19 protein-coding genes are annotated in these 24,509 nt (G+C 62.5%); 10 read left to right on the top strand and 9 right to left on the bottom strand.

Annotation, left to right across the window (positions count from 1 at the left end):
* The first annotated feature begins 47 nt into the window (after positions 1-47).
* Positions 48-1,472, top strand: coding sequence for an NAD(P)H-quinone dehydrogenase (locus D8M21_RS07260; protein WP_048680006.1), 1,425 nt, complete (start codon positions 48-50; stop codon positions 1,470-1,472).
* Between the two features lie 77 nt (positions 1,473-1,549).
* Here D8M21_RS07260 and D8M21_RS07255 read toward each other — a convergent pair whose 3' ends face one another.
* The 8 genes from D8M21_RS07255 to D8M21_RS07220 all read right to left on the bottom strand — a co-directional run bounded on the left by D8M21_RS07255 (position 1,550) and on the right by D8M21_RS07220 (position 11,254).
* A complete protein-coding gene (locus D8M21_RS07255; RefSeq protein ID WP_082156670.1) occupies positions 1,550-2,977 on the bottom strand; it encodes an MFS transporter in 1,428 nt (475 codons plus the stop codon).
* A gap of 183 nt (positions 2,978-3,160) precedes the next feature.
* Positions 3,161-4,870 (bottom strand): acetyl/propionyl/methylcrotonyl-CoA carboxylase subunit alpha, encoded by a 1,710-nt coding sequence (locus D8M21_RS07250; protein ID WP_238651168.1) that lies wholly within the window; start codon positions 4,868-4,870, stop codon positions 3,161-3,163.
* 161 nt (positions 4,871-5,031) lie between these two features.
* Positions 5,032-5,742, bottom strand: coding sequence for a Maf family protein (locus tag D8M21_RS07245; protein WP_238651133.1), 711 nt, complete (start codon positions 5,740-5,742; stop codon positions 5,032-5,034).
* A gap of 53 nt (positions 5,743-5,795) precedes the next feature.
* Entirely contained in the window at positions 5,796-7,319 is a 1,524-nt protein-coding gene (exaC, locus tag D8M21_RS07240; RefSeq protein WP_048679447.1) for an acetaldehyde dehydrogenase ExaC, read from the bottom strand.
* Between the two features lie 46 nt (positions 7,320-7,365).
* Positions 7,366-8,790: a dicarboxylate/amino acid:cation symporter gene (locus D8M21_RS07235; protein ID WP_238651131.1), complete on the bottom strand. Its 1,425-nt coding sequence runs from the start codon at positions 8,788-8,790 to the stop codon at positions 7,366-7,368.
* Between the two features lie 156 nt (positions 8,791-8,946).
* Complete coding sequence (locus D8M21_RS07230; RefSeq protein ID WP_048679443.1) at positions 8,947-9,189, bottom strand: acyl-CoA carboxylase subunit epsilon; 243 nt, start codon at positions 9,187-9,189, stop codon at positions 8,947-8,949.
* 9 nt (positions 9,190-9,198) lie between these two features.
* Positions 9,199-10,830, bottom strand: a complete 1,632-nt coding sequence (locus D8M21_RS07225; protein ID WP_048679440.1) for an acyl-CoA carboxylase subunit beta — start codon at positions 10,828-10,830, stop codon at positions 9,199-9,201.
* Positions 10,831-10,969: 139 nt separating this feature from the next.
* Positions 10,970-11,254 carry a YciI family protein gene (locus D8M21_RS07220; protein WP_048679437.1) on the bottom strand — a complete coding sequence of 95 codons (285 nt, stop codon included), beginning with the start codon at positions 11,252-11,254 and terminating at the stop codon, positions 10,970-10,972.
* 101 nt (positions 11,255-11,355) lie between these two features.
* On the opposite strand from D8M21_RS07220, the gene D8M21_RS07215 reads away from it, so the two are divergent.
* The 9 genes from D8M21_RS07215 (at position 11,356) to gatB (ending at position 22,182) form a co-directional block, all read left to right on the top strand.
* Positions 11,356-12,249 carry a biotin--[acetyl-CoA-carboxylase] ligase gene (locus tag D8M21_RS07215; RefSeq protein WP_161970375.1) on the top strand — a complete coding sequence of 298 codons (894 nt, stop codon included), beginning with the start codon at positions 11,356-11,358 and terminating at the stop codon, positions 12,247-12,249.
* A 65-nt stretch (positions 12,250-12,314) separates the two neighbouring features.
* Entirely contained in the window at positions 12,315-12,740 is a 426-nt protein-coding gene (locus D8M21_RS07210) for a PH domain-containing protein (RefSeq protein ID WP_126855762.1), read from the top strand.
* A 79-nt stretch (positions 12,741-12,819) separates the two neighbouring features.
* On the top strand, positions 12,820-14,001 hold the full coding sequence (locus D8M21_RS07205) for an adenylate/guanylate cyclase domain-containing protein (RefSeq protein ID WP_082156668.1): 1,182 nt from the start codon (positions 12,820-12,822) through the stop codon (positions 13,999-14,001).
* Complete coding sequence (locus D8M21_RS07200) at positions 13,998-15,074, top strand: PP2C family protein-serine/threonine phosphatase (protein WP_065424224.1); 1,077 nt, start codon at positions 13,998-14,000, stop codon at positions 15,072-15,074. Before D8M21_RS07205 ends, D8M21_RS07200 begins: the two co-directional genes overlap by 4 nt.
* 93 nt (positions 15,075-15,167) lie before the next feature.
* Positions 15,168-17,387, top strand: coding sequence for an NAD-dependent DNA ligase LigA (gene ligA, locus D8M21_RS07195; RefSeq protein ID WP_048679425.1), 2,220 nt, complete (start codon positions 15,168-15,170; stop codon positions 17,385-17,387).
* A gap of 401 nt (positions 17,388-17,788) precedes the next feature.
* Entirely contained in the window at positions 17,789-18,505 is a 717-nt protein-coding gene (locus tag D8M21_RS07190) for a transglycosylase family protein (RefSeq protein WP_446720494.1), read from the top strand.
* A 268-nt stretch (positions 18,506-18,773) separates the two neighbouring features.
* On the top strand, positions 18,774-19,070 hold the full coding sequence (gatC, locus tag D8M21_RS07185) for an Asp-tRNA(Asn)/Glu-tRNA(Gln) amidotransferase subunit GatC (RefSeq protein WP_048679420.1): 297 nt from the start codon (positions 18,774-18,776) through the stop codon (positions 19,068-19,070).
* 4 nt (positions 19,071-19,074) lie between these two features.
* On the top strand, positions 19,075-20,679 hold the full coding sequence (gene gatA, locus D8M21_RS07180) for an Asp-tRNA(Asn)/Glu-tRNA(Gln) amidotransferase subunit GatA (RefSeq protein WP_082156667.1): 1,605 nt from the start codon (positions 19,075-19,077) through the stop codon (positions 20,677-20,679).
* Complete coding sequence (gatB, locus tag D8M21_RS07175; RefSeq protein ID WP_048679417.1) at positions 20,680-22,182, top strand: Asp-tRNA(Asn)/Glu-tRNA(Gln) amidotransferase subunit GatB; 1,503 nt, start codon at positions 20,680-20,682, stop codon at positions 22,180-22,182. It abuts the gene before it with no gap.
* Between the two features lie 85 nt (positions 22,183-22,267).
* Here the strand turns inward: gatB and D8M21_RS07170 are convergent, their stop codons facing one another.
* The gene (locus D8M21_RS07170) at positions 22,268-24,490 is read right to left on the bottom strand and encodes a S9 family peptidase (RefSeq protein ID WP_048679415.1); all 2,223 of its coding nucleotides are present in this window, start codon (positions 24,488-24,490) and stop codon (positions 22,268-22,270) included.
* Positions 24,491-24,509: the final 19 nt, after the last annotated feature.

Genomic DNA, 24,509 nt, shown 5'->3' with positions numbered 1-24,509 from the left:
TCGAGAGTTCCCCGTTGACTTGGACGGACTTGCCCGGCTGGGGAAGAATGGCCATCGTGAGCGAAGCTACTGCATTTACACCCCAGAAGATCATCATCATCGGCGGCGGACCCGGCGGCTACGAGTCGGCACTGGTCGCGGCCAATCTTGGCGCGGACGTCACGATCATCGAAGAGAAGGGGATGGGCGGTTCGGCCGTCCTGACCGACGTCGTCCCCTCGAAGACCCTGATCGCCTCGGCAGACACCATGAATCGCTTCAGCGAGGCCCCCGCGCTGGGGATTCGCACTCGGGCCGGAGACGAGCTGGTCGAGCTCGAGGTCCACATCGACAAGGTTAACCGTCGCCTCTTGAACCTCGCCTATGAGCAGTCCAAGGACATTCGCCGCAGCCTGGAAAAGGCCGGGGTCAAGGTCATCGAGGGGAAAGGCCGTTTGATTGACGACCGAACCGTAGAGGTCTCGGATAGCCAGAACCTGACCTATCGCCTGTCCACGCACGCCGTCCTACTGAGCGTTGGCGCTCACCCCCGCGAGCTCGCGGATGCCAAGCCAGACGGTGATCGGATCTTCAATTGGACTCAGCTGTACCAGCTTCAAACGGTGCCGGAGCACCTCATCGTGGTCGGATCGGGTGTGACTGGTGCGGAATTCGCCTCGGCATACCGTGGGCTAGGGGCCGAGGTCACGCTCATCTCCTCGCGTGATCAGGTGCTTCCCGGTGAGGACGCCGACGCCGCCAAGGTGCTCGAGGATGTCTTTGATCGCCGAGGCATGAACGTTATGCCTCGATCCCGTGCCGCGGCGGCCGAGAACACTGGCGACGGCGTCATCGTGACCCTCTCCGACGGACGCAAGGTCGCCGGTTCTCACTGCCTCATGGCGGTCGGCTCTATTCCCAATACCGCAGACCTGGGCCTCGAAAATGCCGGCGTGGCGGTGACCAAATCGGGGCACATCGCGGTGGACGGCGTCTCCCGAACAACGGCGTCGAATATCTACGCCGCCGGTGACTGCACCGGCGTGCTTCCGCTGGCCTCGGTCGCGGCGATGCAGGGACGTATCGCCATGGCCCATTTGCTGGGTGACTCGGTCGGTCCGCTCAAGAAGCATCGTGTTGCCTCGAACATCTTCACCTCCCCGGAGATTGCAACCGTGGGAGTCACCGAGGCCGACATCGAGAGCGGCCGGTACCAAGCCGATGCCGTGATGCTCTCGCTCTCGACCAATCCGCGAGCCAAGATGATGGCCGTCGAGGACGGATTCGTGAAGATCTTTGCCCGCAAGGGGTCGGGGACCATCATTGGCGGCGTCGTCGTCGGCCCCCGCGCCTCCGAGCTGATTTTCTCGCTCTCGCTGGCGGTCAATAACAAGATGTCGGTGGACGAATTCGCCGACTCGTTCTCGGTGTATCCCTCGCTCACGGGATCGATGTCCGAAGCGGCGCGCCGATTGCACCGCATGCCGACCTAATCGCACGGACTGCCGTTACTACGACGCCGCCGCCCTCCGGAATGGAGGGCGGCGGCGTTTTTGGTGATCCGGGCCGGCTACTTCCGCTCCTGGCCCACCTTGGTGAGGTCAATATCGCGCGTCTCATGCGAAATGAACAGAGCGACGAGCGTGAGGACCGCGGCACCCGCCAGGTACCACCCCACGGCGCTGACGCCGCCGTGGGAATTGAGCCACACGGCCACGTACGGCGTGATGGCCGCACCCAAGATTGAGGAGACGTTGTACGAGATCCCCGAACCGGTGTACCGGACGTTGGTGGGGAACAGCTCTGGCAGGTAGGCGGACATCGAGCCGAAGGAAAGCCCCATGATCGCCATGCCGATGGAAATGAAGAGGATGAGGCCTGGGATATTCACCTGAGCCCCCGTGCCCATCGTGGACGGCGCCATGAAGATGCCGAAACTCAAGCCAAAGGCGATGAGCAGGATATTCGTGGCAATCTGCTGGCGGCGGCGGCCGATCTTATCCGCGAGCCATCCGGACACCGGGACGAAGGCGGCGAAGAACAGGACGGCGACCAGCTGTACCTTAAGGAACGTGTGGTACGGAATGCCGAGACCGGCACCCTTGGCCGGATTGCCGATGCCGTAGGACAGGATCCACGCGGTCAGCAGGTAGAACAACACGTAGCACGACAGCATGACGAAAGTTCCCAAGATCATGGGCTTCCAGGCGGTCCGGAAAGCGTCGACGACGGGTGCCTTGGCTTTCTCGCCCTGCTGGACGGACTGGCGGAAGACGGGAGTTTCTTCGAGCTTGAGGCGGACGTAGAGGCCCAGCAGGATCATGACGATCGAGAACAGGAAGGGGATGCGCCAGCCCCACACGAGGAACGGCGAGTCGGTGGCTGCGGCGTCGGTGGTGGAATCGAAGCTCATCCACGTGGTCAGCAAGAGGACGAACCCGTTGGCCAGGATGAATCCGAGGGGTGCGCCGAGCTGGGGCCACATAGCGGCCTGGGCTCGTTTTCCAGGCTTGGCATATTCACTAGCCAGCAGGGCAGCGCCCGACCATTCTCCGCCGAGTCCCATGCCCTGGGCGAAGCGCAAAATGGTCAGGATCGCGGGGGCCCAGAAGGAAATCTGGTGATACGTGGGGAGCAATCCGATGAGGAAAGTGGCCAGACCCATGGTGAGCAATGCGCCCACGAGGGTTGCCTTTCGACCGATGCGGTCACCAAAATGCCCAAACACCACGGAGCCCAGGGGGCGGCCCAAGAACGCGGCGGCGAAGGTGGCCATGGAAGCGAGGAGCTTGGTGGTGTCATCTTGTCCCGTGAAGAACAGGGCAGGGAACACCGCGACAGCGGCCGTCGCGTACACGTAGAAGTCGTAGAACTCGATGGTGGTACCGACCAGAGATGCGGTAATGATGCGGTACCTCGGAACTCGTTCGACCGCGGCCTGCAGGTTCTCTGGGGATGCGGCCGGTTCGGTCGCGGTGGAGGTTTCGGAAGTCGTCAACGAGGCTCCTTACGAGTTGGGCGGGGCCGTCCCTGGCTCAAGAAACGGCGCGAGTGATGCCTTTTACCCTAAGAGTCCTGTTTAGATGCTGGACAATCATTCCAAATATTGGACACTTCGTGACCGGCTTCGGATACGACGACGGCGCGGCCCCGGAAGAGCCGCGCCGTCGTGGTGTGGGTTTTACTTGATGGTTGCGATGACCGAACCGGCGGTCACGGTGTCGCCGGGCTTGGCCTTAAGGCCGGTCACCTTGCCCGACTTGTGGGCCGTGAGCGGCTGCTCCATCTTCATGGCCTCGAGGACCACGATCAGATCACCCTCGGAGACCTTCGCGCCGTCCTTCACCGCCGTCTTCACGATGGTTCCCTGCATCGGTGACGTGAGGTCGTCACCGCTGGTCGGGGCCGCCGTGCCGCCGGAGCGGTTCTTGCGCTGGCGTGACTTCGCGGGCTTGCTGGAGCTTGTGGGCGCGTCGCCGAGAGAAGGCATCAGCACCTCCAAGCGCTTACCGTTCACCTCGACGACGACCTTCTGGCGATCGTCCTCTTCGGCGTCAACCGAACCGGGCTGACCCGCGTAAGGCTGGATCGTGTTGTTGAATTCGGTTTCGATCCACCGCGTGTGCACCGTGAAGGGCGCATCGTCTTCAGGGGCGAATGCGGGGTCGGAAACCACGACCCGGTGGAAAGTCGTCGCCGTCGGCATGCCGGTGATGCTCAATTCGGCCAAGGCACGGCGCGACCGTTCGAGGGCCTGCTGGCGGGAGTCTCCCGTGACGATCAGTTTGGCGAGCATCGAGTCGAAGTTGCCGCCGATGACGTCACCCGCGACCACACCGGAGTCCCAACGGATGCCGGGGCCCGACGGGACGTTGAGTGTTTCGACGTTGCCGGGGGAGGGCATGAAGTTACGACCCGGGTCTTCGCCGTTGATGCGGAACTCGAAGGAGTGACCGCGGAGGGCCGGATCGGAGTATCCGAGCTCTTCGCCGCGTGCCACGCGGAACTGCTCGCGGACCAGGTCGATCCCCGAGACCTCTTCCGAGACGGGGTGCTCGACCTGAAGGCGCGTGTTGACCTCAAGGAAGCTGATGACGCCGTCTTGACCGACCAGGAACTCGCAGGTTCCCGCGCCCTGGTACTCGGCGGCGCGGAGGATGTCCTTGGAGGACTCATAGAGTCGCTCCAACTGCTCATCGCTGAGGAACGGGGCGGGAGCTTCCTCCACGAGCTTCTGGTTGCGGCGCTGGAGGGAGCAGTCGCGGGTCGAGATGACGACGACGTTTCCGTGTGCGTCGGCGAGGCACTGGGTCTCGACGTGACGCGGTGCGTCCAAGAATCGCTCAATGAAGCATTCGCCGCGACCGAAGGCCGCTGTGGCTTCACGGACGGCCGATTCGAAGAGTTCGGGAATTTCTTCCTTGCTCCGGGCGACCTTGATGCCACGGCCACCGCCGCCGAAGGCCGCCTTGATGGCGATCGGCAGGCCGTGCTGGTCGGCGAAGTCGAGGATTTCCTGGGCGTCTGCCACGGGGTCTTTGGTGCCGGGCACGAGCGGGGCACCGACCTTTTCGGCCAGGTGGCGCGCGGCCACCTTGTCGCCCAGCTCCGTGATCGCGTCGGGGGACGGGCCGATCCAGGTGAGCCCGGCGTCCATGACGGCGCGAGCAAATTGGGCGTTTTCGGACAAGAATCCATAACCCGGGTGGATCGAGTCGGCACCCGAACGCACGGCGACGTCGATGATTTTGTCCATGACGAGGTACGAGTCAGAAGCCGTGGAGCCGCCCAGCGAGTACGCCTCATCCGCGAGTTTGACGTGGAGAGCTTCACGGTCAGGTTCTGCATAAACTGCCACGGTCTTCAGGCCCTCGTCCGCGGCGGCGCGCATCACGCGAACGGCGATTTCGCCGCGGTTGGCGATCAAGACCTTGGTGACCGGCCCGCTGGTGTAGCGGGAGCCCGGGTTCGGGGTGTGCTCTGACTCAGTGTTCGTCACTCATGTACTCCTTATAATCCTCACGCGAGCTTAGTAGTAAATACGGCAAATCACTAAGTGTTCCGCGTCCACAATTGCGTGATATTCATTCCTCGCTTGGCCAAGAGCTCGCGCAGGGCATGGACGCTCAAGCCCAGGACGGTGTGCGACTCGCCGCTGATGTTGGCGATGAACGCGGCGCCGAATCCTTCGATCGTGAAGGAACCGGCTACATTGAGGGGTTCTTCAGTCGCCACATATGCGCGAATTTCTGTGTCGCTCATGGTGGCGAAGGTGACGTCGGCCGAACGAACGACGCCGTGGCTTTCGTTGGATTCCTGGTTCGTAGTGCGGCAATCCACGAGCCAGTGGCCGGTGTGGAGAGTTCCTGTGCGGCCGCTCATCTGGCGAATGCGGGATATCGCGACGTCGGGTTCATACGGTTTGCCGTAACTCACGCCGTCGAGTTCGAAAACCGAATCGCAACCCAAGATCAGGTGACCGGCGGCTTCGGGGAGCTCAGCCACGGCCTCGGCCTTGGCGCGTGCCAGTACACCGGCGGTCTCCGCGGGACCCAGCGACGAGCCACGTTCTCTTTCGGCACGGTCGAGGGCGGCGTCTTCGTCGACGCCTGAGACGATCGTGGAAAAGGCGATACCGGAAGCGTTCAGGATCGACGCGCGGGAAGGTGACTGGGAAGCCAAGACCAAGAGAGGTTCGCGGGCCGCAGGGGAGGACTCAAGGTCCTCTAGGGAGTTATTGGGCGAAGGCATCGGGGTGCGCACGCTGACCAGTCTAGGCCAGCACAGCGCACCCCGACGGATTTTCGGACGGTCCTTTAGAAAAGACCGGTCGGGTTTTCCGAGTAGGAGACCAACAAGTTCTTGGTCTGCTGATAGTGGTCGAGCATCATCAAGTGATTCTCGCGACCGTAGCCAGACTTCTTGTACCCGCCGAACGCCGCGTGCGCGGGATAGGTGTGGTAATTATTGACCCACACGCGCCCGGCCTGGATGGCTCGACCAGCCCTGTAAGCGGTGTTCTGCCCACGGGTCCACACGCCGGCTCCAAGGCCAAAGTCGGTGTCATTCGCGATGGCGATGGCCTCATCGTAGTTCTTGAACGACGTCACGCTGAGTACTGGTCCGAAAATCTCCTCCCGGAAAATGCACATGGAATTGTCCCCACGGAAGATGGTGGGCTCAATGTAATAGCCCCCGGCGAGGTTGCCATCCAGCGTGACCGGGTTACCGCCCAGGAGCAATTCGGCGCCTTCCTCCGGCCCCTTCTTGAGGTACGAAGAGATTTTCTTGAATTGCTCTTCCGACGCCTGCGCTCCGACCATAGTTTCGGTATCGAGGGGGTTGCCCTGAATGATTTTCCGGGCACGCTCGACGGCGTCGCCCACGAACTGATCGAAGATCGATTCCTCGACGAGCGCGCGGGACGGGCACGTGCAGACTTCCCCTTGATTCAGGGCGAAGGAGACAAAGCCTTCCAAGGACTTTTGGTAGAAGGAGTCGTCTTGGTCGGCAACATCGGCGAAGAAAATATTGGGGGACTTGCCGCCGAGTTCCAGCGTCGACGGAATCACGTGTTCGGCGGCGGCCTTCGCGATCGTCGAACCCGTGGTGGTCTCTCCGGTGAAGGCGATCTTGCAGATGCGGTCGCTGCCGGACAGGGCAGCTCCGGCTTCCTCGCCGAATCCGTTGACGATATTCAGCACGCCGTCCGGCAGGATGTCCTGAAGAAGGTCCACGACGACGAGGATCGAGGCGGGGGTCTGTTCCGCGGGCTTGAGTACCACGGTATTGCCGGCCGCTAGGGCCGGGGCTATCTTCCACGCGGCCATGAGAACGGGGAAGTTCCACGGAATAATCTGCCCGACGACGCCGAGCGGCTCATGGAAGTGGTAGGCCGTGGTCTCGTCGTCGAGTTGGGAGATGCCGCCTTCTTGGGTGCGGATCGCCGCGGCGAAATAGCGGAAGTGATCGATGGCCAACGGGATGTCCGCGGCCAAGCACTCACGAACCGGCTTGCCGTTATCCCACGTTTCCGCGACGGCGATGCGTTCGAGGTGGGACTCCATCGCGTCGGCGATCTTCAGGAGAACACCAGCGCGTTCGGCCACGGACGTGCGACCCCAGGCCGGGAAGGCCTTCCATGCGGCGTCGAGCGCGAGCTCGACGTCCTCCGCGGTGCTACGTGGCACCTCGGTGAAGACCTCTCCCGTGACCGGAGTCTTATTTTCGAAGTATTGGCCCCGCACGGGCGGAACCCACTGACCGCCGATGAAGTTTTCGTAGCGGCCCCGAAATTCCGCGGGCGAATCGCTCTGGCCGGGCTGTGCATAGACCGTCATGGTGTCTCCTTTGACGTCCAGATATCAGTGATGCACGCCACTATATCTACCTCGAAGTGGTGCTGACCACATCCTTTGCGTAGTCCTCGGCCGAGAGGTCAGATTCGAACCAGTCGCTGGAGCGCGGTGCGTTGTAGAGATCCAGATCCAAGATTCCCTCGCGGCGTGAAATGATCGCCGGAATCAGGGCCTGCCCCGTCACGTTGAGAGCGGTTCGCCCCATATCGATGATCGGATCGATGGCCAGGAGAAGGCCGACGCCGTCCAGGGGGAGCCCCAAGGTAGAGAGGGTCAGCGTCAGCATGACCGTGGCGCCGGTGGTTCCGGCAGTCGCCGCCGAGCCCAGGACGGAAACCACCACGATCAGCAGGTATTGCGTCAGATGCATCTCGATGCCGTAGAACTGTGCCACGAAGATCGCGGCGAGGGCCGGATAGACGGCCGCGCAACCATCCATTTTGGTGGTGGAACCGAAAGGTACCGCGAAGGAGGCATAGGCACGGGGCACCCCAAAGTTTCGTTCGGCCACCCGCTGGGTCACCGGCATCGTGCCGATCGAAGAACGTGAGACGAAGCCGATTTGCGCGGCCGGCCACACACCGGAGAAGAACTGCTTCGCGGAGAGCCCATTGGCCTTAGCCAAGAGCGGGTAGACGACGAATCCAACGACCGCGAGTCCCACGTAGAGCAGCACCACGAATTTGAGCAACGAGCCCATGGTGGTCCATCCATAGGTGAAGACGGCCGAACCGATCAGGCCCATGGTGCCCAGCGGGGCCAGTCGGATGATCCACCACAGCACCTTTTGGATCACGGCCAGTGCGGACCGGACGAAGGCCAGGAACGGTTCGGCGGCCTTGCCGACCTTCAGTGCGGCGATACCCAACGCGCCGGAGATCACCAGGATCTGGAGAACGTTGAAATTGGGCGTGGAGGTCAGGCCCGCGCCGTCGGCCTCCTTTGTTTTGACCGTCAAACCCAAGAAGTTTTCCGGGATGATGCTCTGGACGAACGCGAGCCACGAGCCCGTGGTTCCGGAGTAGGCCTCGGGAGTCGCCAAGCCGGTGTTGGCGCCGGGCCGGAAGATGACGCCCAGCACGATTCCGATGAGCACCGCGATGAGCGCCGTGCCCGCGAACCACAGCAGCGTCTTCACGGCCAAGCGGGCCGCGTTGGTCACCTCGCTGAGATTGGCGATCGAGGAAATCACCGCGGTCACCACGAGGGGCACCACGGCTGCTTTGAGTAGCGATACGTAGCTCGAACCGATGGTGTCGAGCGTGGTCATCAGGCCGTTCGGGTGCTCTTCGGCGTCGCCGCCGAGGCCGAGGGCCAGGAATCCCAGGCCGACGCCGATGATGAGGCCCAAGATGATCTGGATACCGAAGTTCGTCATCCAGGAGGGGAGTCGACGGCGCGACGCATCTGGCGCCGTCGAGGAGGTGTGCGAGGAGGTGGAGCGATCAGACATGCGGACTACCCTAGGCCCGCTCGCGGAGAGTCGGAATTTTTCGCGACGAACTATGACAACCCTGCGCAGAACTATGCGCCGGGTCATATTTTTCCACGGAACTAGGCCCGCTCCACGGCCTCACGTGTCGGCCGAGGCGTCGGTTCGGATAGGGGGCTAGCGCGGTCGGGCGCGGCGCCACGAACCCGGCCCGGGAGCGAGGCCCGCACCGATGCGCTGACGGCGCGACAGAAGACGCCCCACCTCGGCGATGGGGTTGCCCGCTGGCGGACGCTTGGTCGTGGACCGTTGCTGGTGCGCGACGACGAGCGTGAGCGCCGCGAGCTCCTCCTCGGTGGGTGAGCCCTTGACGACCCGGAGCAACGGCGTCTGATCCTCGAGGTGTTCTTCGGTAGACATGACTTCCCCTTACAGCGGGATATTGCCGTGCTTCTTGGCCGGCAAGGCAGCACGCTTGTCGTGGAGGGCCCGCAGCGACTTGATGATGTTGATGCGGGTTTCCGAGGGGGCGATGACCGAGTCTACGTAGCCTCGCTCGGCGGCTTGATAAGGGTTAAGCAGCTCTTCCTCGTATTTTTCGATGAGTTCTTGGCGCAGCGCCTCGACGTCGTCGCCGTTGTCCTCTGCCGCCTTGAGATCGCGGCGGTACAGAATGTTGACCGCGCCCTGGGCACCCATCACGCCAATTTGAGCCGTCGGCCATGCGAGGTTGATGTCCGCGCCGAGTTTCTTGGAACCCATGACGATGTACGCACCACCGTAGGCCTTGCGCGTGATGACGGTGATCAACGGAACGGTCGCTTCGGCATAGGCAAAAATCAGCTTCGCGCCGCGGCGAATGATGCCATTGAATTCCTGCTCGGTTCCGGGCAAGAAGCCGGGGACATCCACGAATGTCAGGATCGGGATGTTGAAAGCGTCGCAGTGCCGCACAAATCGGGCGGCCTTCTCGGATGCGGCGATGTCCAACGTGCCGGCGAATTGCATCGGCTGATTAGCGACGATGCCCACCGTCCGGCCCTCGACGCGGGCGTAACCCGTCATTACGTTGGGGGCGTACAGGGCCTGCATCTCCAGGAAGTGCTCGTCGTCGACGACGGTCTCGATGACGGCCCGCATGTCATACGGTTGGTTCGCCGAATCCGGGATCAGAGTGTCCAAATCCGTGTCGTCCACGGTGACCTCGGGGTCCTGGTCGTGGTCCAGAACGACGCCGTCTTGCAGGTTATTCGACGGCAAGAATTCCAGGAGTTCGCGCAGGAAGTCGAAAGCGTCCTCTTCGTCTTCGGCGAGGTAATGGGACGTTCCGGTCACGGAGTTATGGGAGTTGGCGCCACCCAAGGTTTCCATGTCCACCTCTTCACCCGTGACGGTCTTGATGACGTCCGGGCCGGTGATGAACATGTGAGAGGTTTTGTCCACCATGATCACGTAGTCCGTGAGCGCGGGGGAGTATGCGGCACCGCCCGCACACGGGCCCATAATTACCGAGATCTGCGGGACCACGCCCGAGGCGCGAACGTTCATGCGGAAGATATCGGCAAACATGGCCAGGGACGCGACGCCCTCCTGGATGCGCGCTCCACCGCCGTCGTTAATGCCGACGACGGGGCAGCCGTTGCGCAGGGCAAATTTCTGAACCTTGACGATTTTTTCGCCATTGGCCTGAGAGAGGGAACCGCCGTAAACCGTGAAGTCTTGCGAGTAGATGGCGACCAATCGCCCGTCGACGGTGCCGTACCCCGAGACCAAGCCATCACCGGTGGGGCGCTTCTTGTCCATCCCGAATGCGGTGGTCTGATGTGCAACGAGAGCGTCGAATTCAACGAAGGAGCCTTCGTCCAGGAACATCTCGATGCGTTCACGCGCGGTGTTCTTTCCGCGGGAATGTTGGCGCTCCACGGGCCCCGGCCCGGTGGGCATCCAAGAATCCTCGCGGCGCGCGTAAAAGTCGGCGATCTTGCCGGCCGTGGTGGCCAGGTCAGGGCCCGTCTCGTTCTGCGCGTCGGCGGAAGCTTGGCGGGTGAGATCTTCGGTCATGATGTCCTCTGCTGCGAGATGTCCAGGGCGGCACCTTCAGAAAAACGGAACCGGCCGGCAGAAAGTGCTAGGGCAAACCTACTGAACCAAGGTAGCAAACGCCCAGTCCGCGGTCCGTGCGCCGTGCCGGAGGGGGTGACTACGAGCCGACGGATCCGAGGACGACGTTCCATTCGCGAATCTCGTGCGCGGTCACCACGCCGTGGATCATCATGGGGTCCTGGTCCAAGAGGGCCTGAACGGCCGCGGAATCCTCGGCCTCGACGATGAGGAGGGCTCCGGCAGCGGCGTCGTCGGTATACGGGCCGGAGGCCAGGAGGGATCCTTGCTCGAGCAGGCTCGACAAGTACGCACGGTGTTCGGGGCGGTGTTGAGCCTGCTGCTCCTCAGGTCCGTATGAGTAGTGGACGGCAAAACGGGTCATGGCGAACCTTCCAGGTAGTGTTTGGGTCCCGCGTCTAAACTAACCCACGAGGCACTGTGAATTCTCGGACGATCCGGGCCAATGAGGAAGAAGGCATGTCGATGACGAGCACGACTCGAGATCCGCTCGATGCCGAGCGTCTCCTGCCTGGAGGGCGGCAAGACGAACGGCTCGGATCTGCTCCGGTCGAGCTCCTGGACGAGATTGATTCGACTAACGATGAATGTGTCCGACGCTGGGCCTCGGGTCAGACGGTCGAGCACCTCACGGCCCTCCTGACCGAGCATCAGGTATCTGGGCACGGACGCCGGGACCGCGTGTGGAACGCCCCGCGATACAGTTCGGCCGTCGTCTCCTTCGCCGTTGCTTCGCGCTGGGGCGAGGCGGTCATCCCCAACGATTCCCTGCATTGGGTCACGCAGATGCTTGCTCTGGCTACGAGGACGGCCGTGCGAGAGGTGACAAGTCTGCCGGCCGCGATGAAATGGCCGAACGACGTCCTCATCTACGGACAAAAAATCGCGGGAATTCTGGCTCGCGTGGTTCCGGTGGATTCCACCACCTTGAACGTAGTGGTCGGGGTCGGCATTAACGTCAATATCGACGCCGAGGAGCTTCCCTTCGAGTCCGCGACGAGCCTCGCGACGGAGTGCGGTGGACCGGTGGATCGGACCGAGATCCTGATTCGTGTCATCGCCGAATTCCGCCGAATGGTGACCGCCTTTGGGGAAGCAGGGGGCGATCCGAGCCTGGCCGTAGGCGGCCATCCGTCCTTGCTAGACCAGGTGCGTCAGAATCTCGACACTCTAGGACGACGGGTTCGTGTTGAACGCGTGGAACCCGAACCCCCGCTCGTGGGGATGGCCGTGGGAATTGCCGACGACGGATCCCTCCTGGTGCGTCCGGACGCCGGAGACACCGTGACGGTGAGCGTGGGCGACGTCGTCCACTTACGGCCGGAAAGCGGCAGCTGGTCGGACGGTGATTCCCGGTGAAGTATCGGGGAAAACTGGACGCCGGCGAGCACGTCATCACTTGTAACCGGCCTCATCCGCTCAAATTGCTGAAGCCCGCATTGGTCCTCTTGGCGGCAATCTTTCTGGCGAATATGACGCAGGTGATTACGGGGGCTCATCCGGGATGGTCCGCCGTCGCACCAATCATTCTGATCGCGGCCCTGATCTACGCCATCGCGCGCCTCCTGAAGTGGGCGACCACGGGATACGCATTGACCAGCCGCCGAATCGTGGTGTTGCGCGGTTGGGGAGGCCGAGGAGCTGTCACCATTCCGTTAGAGACGGTCGCCGGCGTCGTGGGCCCCCGAGGCAAGGGCAAATTGACCGGGTGCGGGACCATTCGCATCTCGGCCATGGGTCAGACCTACGAGCTGACCTGCCAGAAGGACCCCGGCCAGTTCTCAGAACTTTGTCATGAGGCTCACGTACGCTGTGTCCAGTCCCTGCGTTGGCAGGGGCAAACCTACTGACGCTACCGACCCGAGCGCTGTGATCTGTAGCATGAGGTAGGCGGATCCCTGCCGGTCTACGTGCGCGTAGCGCCCGGGCATGGAACCGAAGTTGAAGCAACGCCGAGAAAGGTGGAGCACGCCAGTGCCGCAGGACGAACCAGAGGGCAAACCGGTTTATACCGGCCCGCAGACGAGCGCGCTTAATCTGCACAATCCTGCACAGTCGAACTTGTATAAGTCGGACGACGCTAAGGCCGCTGTAGGCGCCTTGGAGCGTGTACTTCTCGGTGAAAACCGTTGGATGAATCGTCGCGAAGCCGCACATGCCGGCGATATTTCCCTTCTCTCCGCCCGAAAAATCTGGCGTGCCTTGGGGATGCCTAATCTCAAGGAAGAGGACGTTTATTTCACCGGCGCCGATTCCGAAGCGTTGGGAACCGTTTCGGCCATGGTGCGTAGCGGTCACGTTACCGAGGACGGTGTGCTGTCGATCGTCCGTTCGGTCGGGCAGATGATGGACCGCATGGTGGCGTGGCAGGTTGAGGCCTTCGTCGAGGATATGGTCGCCCATCAGGGCATGAACGACGCCGAGGCCCGTCGGGAGCTGCTCAACGTGCTCCCAGAGCTGCTCAATGAGCTCGAAGACCTCATTCGCTACGGCTATCGGCGCCAGCTCAACGCCGCGGTCATCCGACTGGCTCTCAAGGCCGAGAAATCTGTGGTCGGCGACGAAGAAGATGCCATGGATTACAAGGCCTTGCCGCTGGTCCGAGGGATCGGATTCGCCGACCTCGTTTCGTTCACGTCCCTCTCGCGTCAGATGAGCGAGAAAACGCTCGCGAGCTTGGTACAGCACTTCGAGCAAAAATGCGCCGAGGTTGTGGCGGTGGGCGGTGGACGCATCGTCAAAACGGTCGGCGACGAAATACTTTTCATGACGGAGTCGCCCGAGGCGGCGGCCCGGATCTCCCTCACGCTCTCCCAGATCATCCGCGAAGATCCCAACCTTCCCGAAGCACGTGTAGCGTTTGTGTGGGGCAGAATCCTGCCCAGACTTGGAGATGTGTACGGCCCGACCGTCAACCTTGCCTCGCGGCTGGTGGCGCTCGCCGAACCCGGCTCCGTTCTGACTGACTCATCAACTGCCCGCGTCCTCGAGGGCGACGAACGGTTTGTGGTGCACCCCCAGGGGGTTCGCAACGTTCGTGGTTTCGGAGAGGTGCAGCCTGTGGCTTTGGCTTCGGGCGTGGGAACAGAATTGGAGATTGACTTCGAATGACCGAATCACTCGACCTAGCCACGTGCATTGGCGCGACGACGAACCGCGGTAACCACCGTTCTAATAACGAGGACTCTCTGATCTCCAAGGGGAACTTGTGCGCGGTTGCCGACGGCATGGGTGGACATGAGGCCGGAGAAGTCGCCAGCGCCATGTGCGTGAATACCCTGGCCAATTCAGAGGTCTTCGCTCAATCTCATTTCGAGGTCGACTCTCCAGGGGACCACCCCGATGATTCGCGCGGAATTTTCAAGCGGCGTCGTAAGGCGAACTCCAACTTGAACGCCAAGATCATGGAGATCCTCAACGATGTGAAGGCCGTGATCGGTGAGGCCGACGAATCCATCAAGTCCGCCGCCGCGATGCGGGCTGGCACCACGCTGACCGGGTCCTGGCTCGTTTCGATCGGCGGCCAGAACATGTGGATCATCTTTAACGTGGGTGATTCGCGGACCTACCGGCTCCGCCGAGACACCGATCAGCCGATCAGTGAGCAGCCGACGTCGGTTTCCCAGACGCCCATCGAGGGGGTCAGCCTCGAACAAATCACGGTGGATCACTCCGAGGTGCAGTATCTCGTCGATACCGGACAGATCACCGCCCTGGAAGCCTTGACCCACCCGCGTCGTAATGTCATTACTCGCGCTCTCGGTACCGGGAACTATTGGGAACCGGATTTCTGGGTCATTCCCGCGAAAGAGGGCGATCGTCTGATGATGTGCTCCGACGGGCTTTCTGGGGAACTCTCCAATGAGTACATGGCACGGGTTCTCTCCACGGTGACCCACCCCAAGGACGCCGCCGACGTCCTGCAAGCCGCGGCGATCCGCTCGGGCGGTCGTGACAACATTTCCGTGATCGTGGCCGACGCCGTCGTTGCGGGTTCCTGCGTCAACCACGGGTGCGACGGCGACACCGACGGGATCCACCAGGATGAGGCCGAAGAGGGCGTCATCGACCTGGATAGTTGGCATAACAATGATCTCCACGATCCTCAGAAGACGGGCGGAAACCCGGATGGTCCCTTGGCTCCGGACGAGCAACTGCCACTGAACGGATCTGAGGAAAAATAGTGGCTCGGGCCGCGACGTCTCCCGGCTGAGGCGTCGTCCACCATTGAGGGTTTCTCCAGCGGAAATCCGTCACGTGCGCAACAATGGACTCTTGTGAGTAGCGCTGAAGAACGACGAGCCCATCAAGCCACCGACGAGTCCCACCGCGACGTCCCCGAGGACAGCCTCAAAGAACGGTACGCCGAGCTGGTCCAGAGCGTCAGGGAAGCGCGGTCCTCGTACTACGTTGAGGACGCCCCCCGGATTTCGGACGCCGAATACGATGCCCTGTACCGGGACCTCGAACGACTCGAGGCGGAACACCCCGAGTTGAAGGCCAACGATTCTCCGACACAGGAAGTGGGCGGGGAACCATCCGAGGCCTTCGCCGCGGTTCAGCACCTGGAACGCATGTACTCCCTCGAGGACGTCTTTTCGATTGACGAGCTCACCGCCTGGCTCGAGCGGGCGCAGGCTTCCATCGAGGAAGTTCGGCCCGGTCATCACAACCGCTGGCTCACGGAGCTGAAGATCGATGGTCTGGCGGTTAATCTCCTCTATCGCAACGGGGAATTGGTTCGAGCCGCTACGCGCGGTGACGGCACCACTGGTGAGGACGTCTCCCACAATGTCGCGACCATTGGCACGGTTCCTCAGCGTCTGAGCGGGGAAAATCTGCCCGATGAAATCGAAGTGCGGGGCGAGGTCTTCATCGCATCGGCCGATTTCAAGGAGCTCAATGAGGCCCTGGTTGCAGAGGGGAAGGCGCCCTTCGCCAACCCTCGCAACGCCGCCGCGGGTTCCTTGCGTCAGAAGGACGCTCGCGTCACCGCCCGTCGCAAGCTGTCGATGTTCGTTCACGGCATCGGTGCGCGGGAAGGGTTGGAGGCCACCTCACAGGCGGAGACCTATGAGTTGTTGGCCTCGTGGGGCCTTCCCGTCAGCCCGTACACCCGGCTGCTGGACTCCGTGGACGAGATTCTGGGGTTCATTGCCGACTACGGCGATCATCGCCACGACCTCGTGCACGAAATTGACGGCATCGTCGTGAAGGTCAACGACTTCCGCACACAGCAGCTTCTCGGCCACACCTCTCGTGTGCCCCGCTGGGCCGTGGCCTATAAATATCCGCCGGAAGAGGTCAACACCAAGCTCAAGGACATCCAGGTCAGCGTTGGCCGTACGGGCCGAGTTACTCCGTACGGAATGATGGAGCCGGTTAAAGTCGCCGGGTCTACCGTCGAGATGGCCACTTTGCACAATCAGGACGTGGTCAAAGCCAAAGGTGTGCTAATCGGCGACACCGTCGTGTTGCGCAAGGCCGGCGACGTCATTCCAGAAATCGTCGGACCGGTTGCCGCTTTGCGAGACGGCTCGGAACGTGAATTCGTGATGCCCACCCAGTGCCCCTCGTGCGGTACGGACCTCGCGCCCGCTAAAGAAGGGGACGTGGACATCCGCTGCCCCAATCACCGCTCATGCCCGGCTCAGCTGTGGCAGACGCTGTTCCACACTGCGGGTCGAGGTGCTTTCGACATCGATGCGTTGGGGGAGGAAGCCGCTCGTGCCCTCACTCAGCCTGCCGAACCCGAAATTCCGCCTCTGACCAGCATTGCGGGACTTTTTGACCTCCGAGCCGAGGACCTCGCCGACGTGCGCATCGAACGGCCGGTGAAGAAAAAGGGCGTCGAGACGGGGGAGACGGAACGCGTTCCCTATTTCTATACCCGGGGCACCGCGAAGAAACCTTCCTCGCCCACGGCCAACACGGTCCGCATGTTTGACCAGATCGAGCGGGCGAAACAGCAGCCGTTGTGGCGGGTGCTCGTGGCCTTGAGCATCCGTCATGTGGGGCCGACCGCGTCCCGTGCCTTGGCCACCGAATTTGGGTCCATCCCCGCAATTCAAGACGCCGACGAAGAGCGGCTGGCAGATACCGACGGCGTGGGCCCCACCATTGCGCGTGCCGTCAAGGAATGGTTTGCCGAAGAATGGCACCGGGAGATCGTGGAACGCTGGGCAGCCGCGGGCGTTCGCATGGAAGAGGAGAGGGACGCCTCGACGCCGCGCGTGCTGGACGGGCTGACCATCGTGGCCACAGGCACCCTCGAGGGGTTCACCAGGGATTCCGTGAAGGAAGCCATCATTGCCCGCGGTGGCAAGCCCTCGGGATCCGTGTCGAAGAACACCGACTACCTCGTTGCGGGGGAAAACGCAGGGAGCAAGCGGGATAAAGCCGAAAATCTGGGTGTGACTATCCTCGATTCAGAGCAATTTCGGGCGCTCCTGGAGGGCGGCCCAGAGGCCTTGGATCCCGCTATTGGCGGGGAATGAGGTCACGAAACAGTCTCGAAAAGGTCACAACATTGTGATTTAGCCCATGGTGTGGGGGCTTGCGTAGCCCCTGTGGCCCCCATAGGCTGGCACGCGTGCTTGCGGTGATCAATTCGTGATCAAACCGCAAGCGACACGAAAAAAGTGACGCATCCATCAAAAAATTGGTTGCGAACTTCAAAATCGTTACTGTATCGTTATAAACAGCTCGCCACCGAGAGGTGGCTCTTGGCCTCACGCGAGTACGCGGGGGCCAACCACAGAACAATGCTGGGTGCTGCCGTACACCGGACGTCGTCTACAAGGCAGACACCTGAAACTTGACCTAAACATCACATAGGTAGACGACGGCGCGGCGAAGTCCAGGGATGGATGGAGCGTTAGGTGGCCTCAGGAGCATCGTGAACACTACTTCCACTTTCCGACGTAATGCCCGCCGCGGTGCTGCCGCTCTCGTGATCGGTGGTGCAGCCGCCGGCGCGTTGGCTACCGCTCCCGCAAACGCAGCCAACAACTGGGATGCCGTCGCCGAGTGCGAGTCCGGCGGAAACTGGTCCACCAACACCGGCAACGGTTTCTCCGGTGGCCTCCAGTTCACCCCCAGCACCTGGGCCGCTTATGGCGGACAGGGTGACCCCCAGAGCGCTTCCAAGGATCAGCAGATCCAGGTTGCCGAGCGCGTCTTGGCTGGCCAGGGTGCCGGCGCATGGCCCGTCTGCGGTCAGCACTTGGGCGCTCCGGCTGAGACGGGTAACACCGCTGCCGCTTCGACCGAGCAGGCTGCCCCGCAGGCTCAGGAGACCCAGACCTACCAGGCACCGGCTCAGGAGCAGCAGGCTCCGGCTCAGCCCGAGGCCCAGCAGGCTCCGGTCGAGCAGGCTCCGGTTCAGCAGGCTCCCGTCCAGGAGACCTACCAGGCTCCGGTTGAGACCCAGGCTGCCGCCCCGGCTCAGACCGCTTCGGCTGGTTCCTACACCGTTGTTGCCGGTGACACCATGGTCAAGATCGCTGCCGCTCACGGCATCGATTGGCAGACCCTGGCCGCCGCTAACACCTCGGTGGTTTCCGACCCCACGCTGATCTTCCCCGGCCAGGTCCTCGAGATCCCCGCCGCGTAAGTTCGGTGATCGCGATCGTCTGAACGACGATCGGATGTCATCTTCATCGAAAGTGCCCCGTCCTGCATCGCAGGCCGGGGCACTTTTGTATTTCTCTGGGGTTACTCGAGGTCCCGTGTTCGCCCATGGCGCTGAGCCGCACGTCCGGCGGCATTTTAGGGTCGCTCGCGCCGTGACTAGACTGAGATGGACGCCGCGCACCCCATCGGGTGGCGTCGGCACGACGTACACGTCAACTCGTCCCAGCGCCAATCGAGCAGGAGAATTCATGACTGCCATATCTCGTGACCAGGTCGCGCACCTTGCGTCCCTGGCTCACATCGAGATGGACGACCAGGAGCTTGACTCCATGGCCGCCGAACTCGATGTGATCGTCAATGCGGTGCAATCGGTGCAGGAGGCGCCCATCGAGGACGTTCCTCCGACTTCGCACCCGCTCCCGTTGTCCAACGCTTTCCGCGACGACGTCGTAGGCGAGACACTGACGAACGACGAAGCGCTGCTCAATGCTCCCGATGCCGAGGACGGACAGTTCAAGGTCCCGGCCATCCTGAACGAAGACTAGGGGCGTGAACCACACCGTGAAGAACCAAGAACTCATCACCTTGACGGCCTCCGAGGCCGCCGAAAAATTGGCCGCCGGCGAGATCACCTCGGTCGAACTGACCCAGGCGCATCTGGACCGGATCGCCGCCACTGAAGGCACCCCGATCTCCGAAGAGGACCGTTCCCAGGGCAAAACCGGACTGAACGCGTTCTTGAACGTCAGCGGCGAAGAAGCCCTCGAAACCGCGCGTCAGGTGGACGCCGACCGTGCCGCAGGCAAGGATCTGCCGCCCATGGCGGGAGTCCCGATCGCGGTCAAGGACCTCATCGTGACCAAGGGGCAGCCGACCACGGCGGCCTCTCGGATGCTCGAAGGCTGGATGAGCCCTTACGACGGCACCGTGGTGCAGAAGATTCGTGAGGCGCGCCTGCCGATTCTGGGCAAAACTAACCTCGATGAATTTGCCATGGGATCCTCGACCGAGCATTCCGCCTTTGGCGTGACCCGTAATCCCTGGGACTTGGACCGGATTCCCGGTGGCTCCGGGGGCGGCTCTGCCGCGGCCGTCACTGCCTTCCAAGCTCCGCTCGCCCTCGGCACGGATACGGGCGGATCCATCCGTCAGCCCGCTGCCGTGACGGGTTCCGTCGGTGTTAAGCCCACGTACGGTTCCGTGTCTCGGTACGGCGTCATCGCGATGGCTTCGTCGCTGGACCAGGTGGGCCCTGTCAGCCGCTCGGTGCGTGACTCTGCGGTCCTGCACGAGATCATCGGCGGCTATGACCCCATGGACTCAACCTCGATCAATGAGCCGGTCGGTGCCTACGTCGAGGCCGCGGACCAGGGTGCCGCGCCCGGTGGCCTCCAGGGATTGAAGGTCGGCGTCGTCAAGGAATTGACCGGTGAAGGCTTCCAGGCCGGCGTCACCCGCCGCTTTGAGGAATCGGTGGAGCTACTTCGCGCGGCAGGAGCCGAAGTCGTCGAGGTTTCCACCCCCAATCTGCAGCACGCTCTGGGCGCGTACTACCTCATCATGGCGTCGGAGGTCTCCTCCAACCTCGCGAAGTACGACGGCGTCCGCTTCGGCCTACGCGAAATGCCGAAGGACGGCCCCGTCACCATCGAGCGGGTCATGTCGGCCACGCGCGCCGCAGGGTTCGGTCCCGAGGCGAAGCGGCGCATCATTTTGGGTACCTACGCTTTGTCGGCGGGTTACTACGATGCCTACTACGGTTCGGCGCAACGTGTCCGCACGTTGATTCAGCGTGACTTCACGAATGCCTTCGCGGAGGTGGACGTCCTGATGTCTCCGACCTCTCCGACCACGGCCTTCAAGCTGGGGTCAAAGACGGAAGATCCGCTGGAAATGTATCTCAACGACATCGCGACGATTCCGGTCAACCTCGCCGGAATTCCTTCGATTTCTCTTCCCGGCGGACTCGCGGACGAGGACGGCCTCCCCGTGGGCATCCAGTTCATGGCTCCGGCCAAGGAAGACGCTCGACTGTACCGGGCGGGTGCCGGGCTGGAAGCCGCATTGAAGGAGAAGTGGGGTGGGGCCCTGCTGGATCAGCTGCCCGACACGGAGTCACTCATCGCCGCACGGACCGAAGGAAGTGCCAAGTAAATGACCGATCAAATTCTGTCCTTCGACGAGGCGATGGCTAAGTACGACCCCGTACTTGGCTTTGAGGTCCACGTCGAGCTCAATACCAAGACCAAGATGTTCGACGCCGCCCCCAACGCTTTTGGCGACGAGCCCAACACGAATATCAGCCCGGTCTCCCTCGGCCTGCCGGGCGTCTTGCCCAAGGTCAATGGTCAAGCCGTCGAGTCGGCGATCAAATTGGGTCTCGCTTTGGGGTGCGATATCGCACCGGTGAGCCATTTCGCTCGGAAGAATTACTTCTACCCGGACACCCCCAAGAACTTCCAAACCTCTCAGTTTGACGAGCCGATCGCCGAAAACGGTTCGGTCGATGTTCAGCTGGAGGATGGCACGACGTTCACCATCGATATCGAGCGCGCGCACATGGAGGAAGACGCCGGGAAGCTGAGCCACAAGGGCGGCGCCGGACGCATTCAGGGTGCGGACTATTCCCTCGTGGACTACAACCGGTCCGGCGTGCCGCTCATCGAGATTGTGACCCGCCCGATTCGTGGCGCGGGGGAGCGCGCGCCGGAGCTGGCGAAGGCATACGTCGCGGCCATCCGCGAGATCGTGAAGAACCTCGGTATCTCCGATGCCCGTATGGAGCGCGGCAACGTCCGCTGCGATGCCAACGTGTCGCTCATGCCCAAGGGCTCCGACACGCTCGGAACCCGCACGGAAACCAAGAACGTGAATTCGATGCGTTCCGTCGAGCGCGCGGTACGTTACGAAATCTGCCGTCACGCCGCCGTTTTGGACGCCGGCGAGAAGATCGTTCAGGAAACCCGTCACTGGCACGAGGACACTCGTGTGACCACCTCGGGCCGGCCGAAGTCCGACGCGGACGACTACCGGTACTTCCCGGAGCCGGACCTGGTTCCCGTGGTGACCAACGAGGAGTGGATCGAGCGGTTGCGTTCCGAGCTTCCGGAGCCTCCGGCAGAGCGTCGTCGGCGTCTGCAGAACGAGTGGGGCTACTCGGATGAGGAATTCCGCGACGTCGTCAACGCCGGCGTCATGACGGAAATCGAGGAGACCATTGCCGCCGGTGCGAGCGCTCCCGTGGCCCGCAAATGGTGGATGGGTGAAATCTCCCGTCTGGCCAAGGCCCGCGAGGTGGAGCCCGGTGAGGTCGGCGCGACGCCGCAGATCGTGGTCGAGCTCGACGGACTCATCCAGGAAGGCAAGATCAACGACAAGATCGCCCGCCAGGTGCTGGAACACGTGCTCGAGGGCGAGGGCTCCCCGAGCGAGGTCGTGGAGAAGCGCGGACTCGCGGTGGTTTCCGACGAGGGTGCACTATCCACCGCTGTCGACGAAGCCTTGGCCGCGATGCCCGACGTTGCCGAGAAGATCCGTGGAGGAAAAATCCAGGCCGCGGGCGCGGTGGTCGGCCAGGTCATGAAGGCCACCCGAGGGCAGGCCGACGCCGGTCGCGTGCGTGAACTGATTCTCGAGAAATTGGGCGTCGAAGGCTAGAACTCGGCGCCTGTAGCGAAGGCCGTGGAAAGAACCGCATTTTGAGTGCGGCGCTTTCCACGGCCTTTTCTATGGTTCGGCGGAATTAGGAGCTGATCTCCAAGCAATTCAGGACGAAGGAGAACTCCCACGCGGCGTCCTCCCACCGGCGATAACGGCCAGATCCGCCGCCATGACCTCCGTCCATTTCGATCCGGAGGAGTATGGGTGCGTCACCCGTGGTCATCGACCGGAGTTTGGGAACCCACTTGGCCGGTTCCACGTACAGGACCCGGGTGTCATTCAGGCTGGTCACCGCCGCAATGGGCGGATAGGCCACGGCCTGAACGTTTTCGTAGGGGGAGTACCCGGTCATGTAGCGGTACACCTCGGCGTCGTCGATGGGATTGCCCCATTCTTCCCATTCCAGGGCCGACAGGGGCAGTTCGGGATCGGAGATGCTGGTGACGGGATCCACGAATGGCACGACGGCAAGGATTCCCGCGTACTTTTCTGGAGCCATGTTTGCCACGGCACCGACGAGCAATCCGCCCGCGGAGCCGCCTTCGGCCACGATGTGCTGCTCGTCCGCCCACGGCTGTTCCGCCAGGTAATCCGTGACGGCGATGAAATCCGTAAACGAGTTCTCTTTGTTCAGCTTCTTGCCTTGGAGATACCACTCGCGCCCCAGCTCGCCACCGCCGCGCACATGGGCCACCACGTACACAACGCCGCGGTCCAGCAAACTCAGCCGGGCAATGGAAAACCCGGGATTGGAACTCGCCTCATAGGAACCGTAACCGTACTGCAGTACCGGGTGCGGGACCGTGAGGTCGAGGTCCGCCCGGTGCACCACCGAAACGGGAATTTGGGTGCCGTCCGGGGCCGTGGCCCACTCGCGGCGTGCGACGTAGTCTTCGGTGCGGAAACCACCCAACACCGGGGTCTCGCGCCGCAACTCGAGTCGGTCTGACTCTGGGAAATAGTCGTAGCGTCGCCACGGAGTCACGTAGGAGATGTACCCCAAGCCAATCACAGGGGAGTGGAGCGACATCGCGGAGATCTTCGCGGTATAGAGCTCATCGGCTGAAAAAGGCTCGACGACGGCGGGAAGCGGTGTGCCGGCGATCGCCGATGCGACGTCGGCCAGCGGGGACACCCCAACCTTTTCAACACCGCCCTCACGCATGCTGAGTGCCAGGTGGGTCCGATTCACCATGAAGCCGTTGATCCGGCGCGTGGAGGATCCGGGGAGCAAAACTGTCCCGACGCGGCGCAAGGCCTCGATCGATCCGGCCTCCCACGCATCGGCCAGAGCCACGGCCAGCAACTCACCATTGGGGGCACCCGAATCGTGATTCACGAGCAGGTACGTGGTGCCGAGAACATCGACCGGATCGGCCTCGTAGAGCACCCGTTCCTCGCGGGGGACGACGACGCGCGGCCGGGGCGCCGAGTGGCCGTTCAACTCCGAGAGCGGAAGGATCCTGGTCTCGTTGTATTCCGAGCATCCGGCATCGAGGATCAGATGTTGCTCGTCGGAGGCGACTTCGGCGCCAAGCCAGAGGGCTACGTCGGGCTCGTTCCACAGGGAGATATCCTCCGCGGCATCCGTACCCAAGCGGTGCGCGCGAACCTCGTAGGGCCGCCAGGATGAATCGACCACGGAATAGATCACATGAGAGCCGTCTGGGGTCAGGAAACCACCAGCAAACACTCCGTGGAGGACATCCGGAAGGAGCGTGCCGGTCGTCAGATCCTTGACGTATTGATCGAAGCGTTCATCTCCGGTCTCGTCCACGGAATACGTCAGGTAGCGTCCGTCGCGGGTCACCTGGAAAGCCCCCAGCGAGAAGAACGGCAGGTCGGCGGCAACCTCATTGCAGTCCAGCAGGACCTCTTCGCCCTCCAGGGGCGCATCCACCGGTACCTGTGGCGGGGTCCAGTCCTGAGCCGTGTCGCCGGTGTTGTGGGCGGGGACGCGGCAGAAGATGGCGTAGTCGGCGCCCTCACGGGTCCGCTGGAAATACCACCAATCGCCAAGGCGATTTGGCACCGACAGATCCGTCTCCTGGGTGCGGTCCTTGATCTCCTGCACGATGGACGAACGGAGATCCCCGAGGCCCTCGGTGAGAGCCTCGGCGTAGGCGTTCTCGGCCTTCAGATAGTCGAGAACGGCGGGGTCGTCTTTCGCCCGGAGCCATTCGTAGTCGTCGACGAATTCATCGCCGTGCATCAACCGTTGGGTGGGGACCTTGCGGGTTTGGGGCGGCTGTGCCGCGGAATTCCACTGCGGGCCATGCACGGTGCGTGATTCAGCTGAAGTCATGCGCCCAGTCTAGTAATCC

The organism is Kocuria sp. HSID16901 (assembly GCF_003989425.1).
In the GTDB taxonomy this organism is placed as follows: Bacteria; Actinomycetota; Actinomycetes; order Actinomycetales; family Micrococcaceae; genus Rothia; species Rothia massiliensis.
The sequence above is the reverse complement of the archived record's forward strand: the minus strand, read 5'-3'. Positions and strand labels throughout refer to the sequence as shown.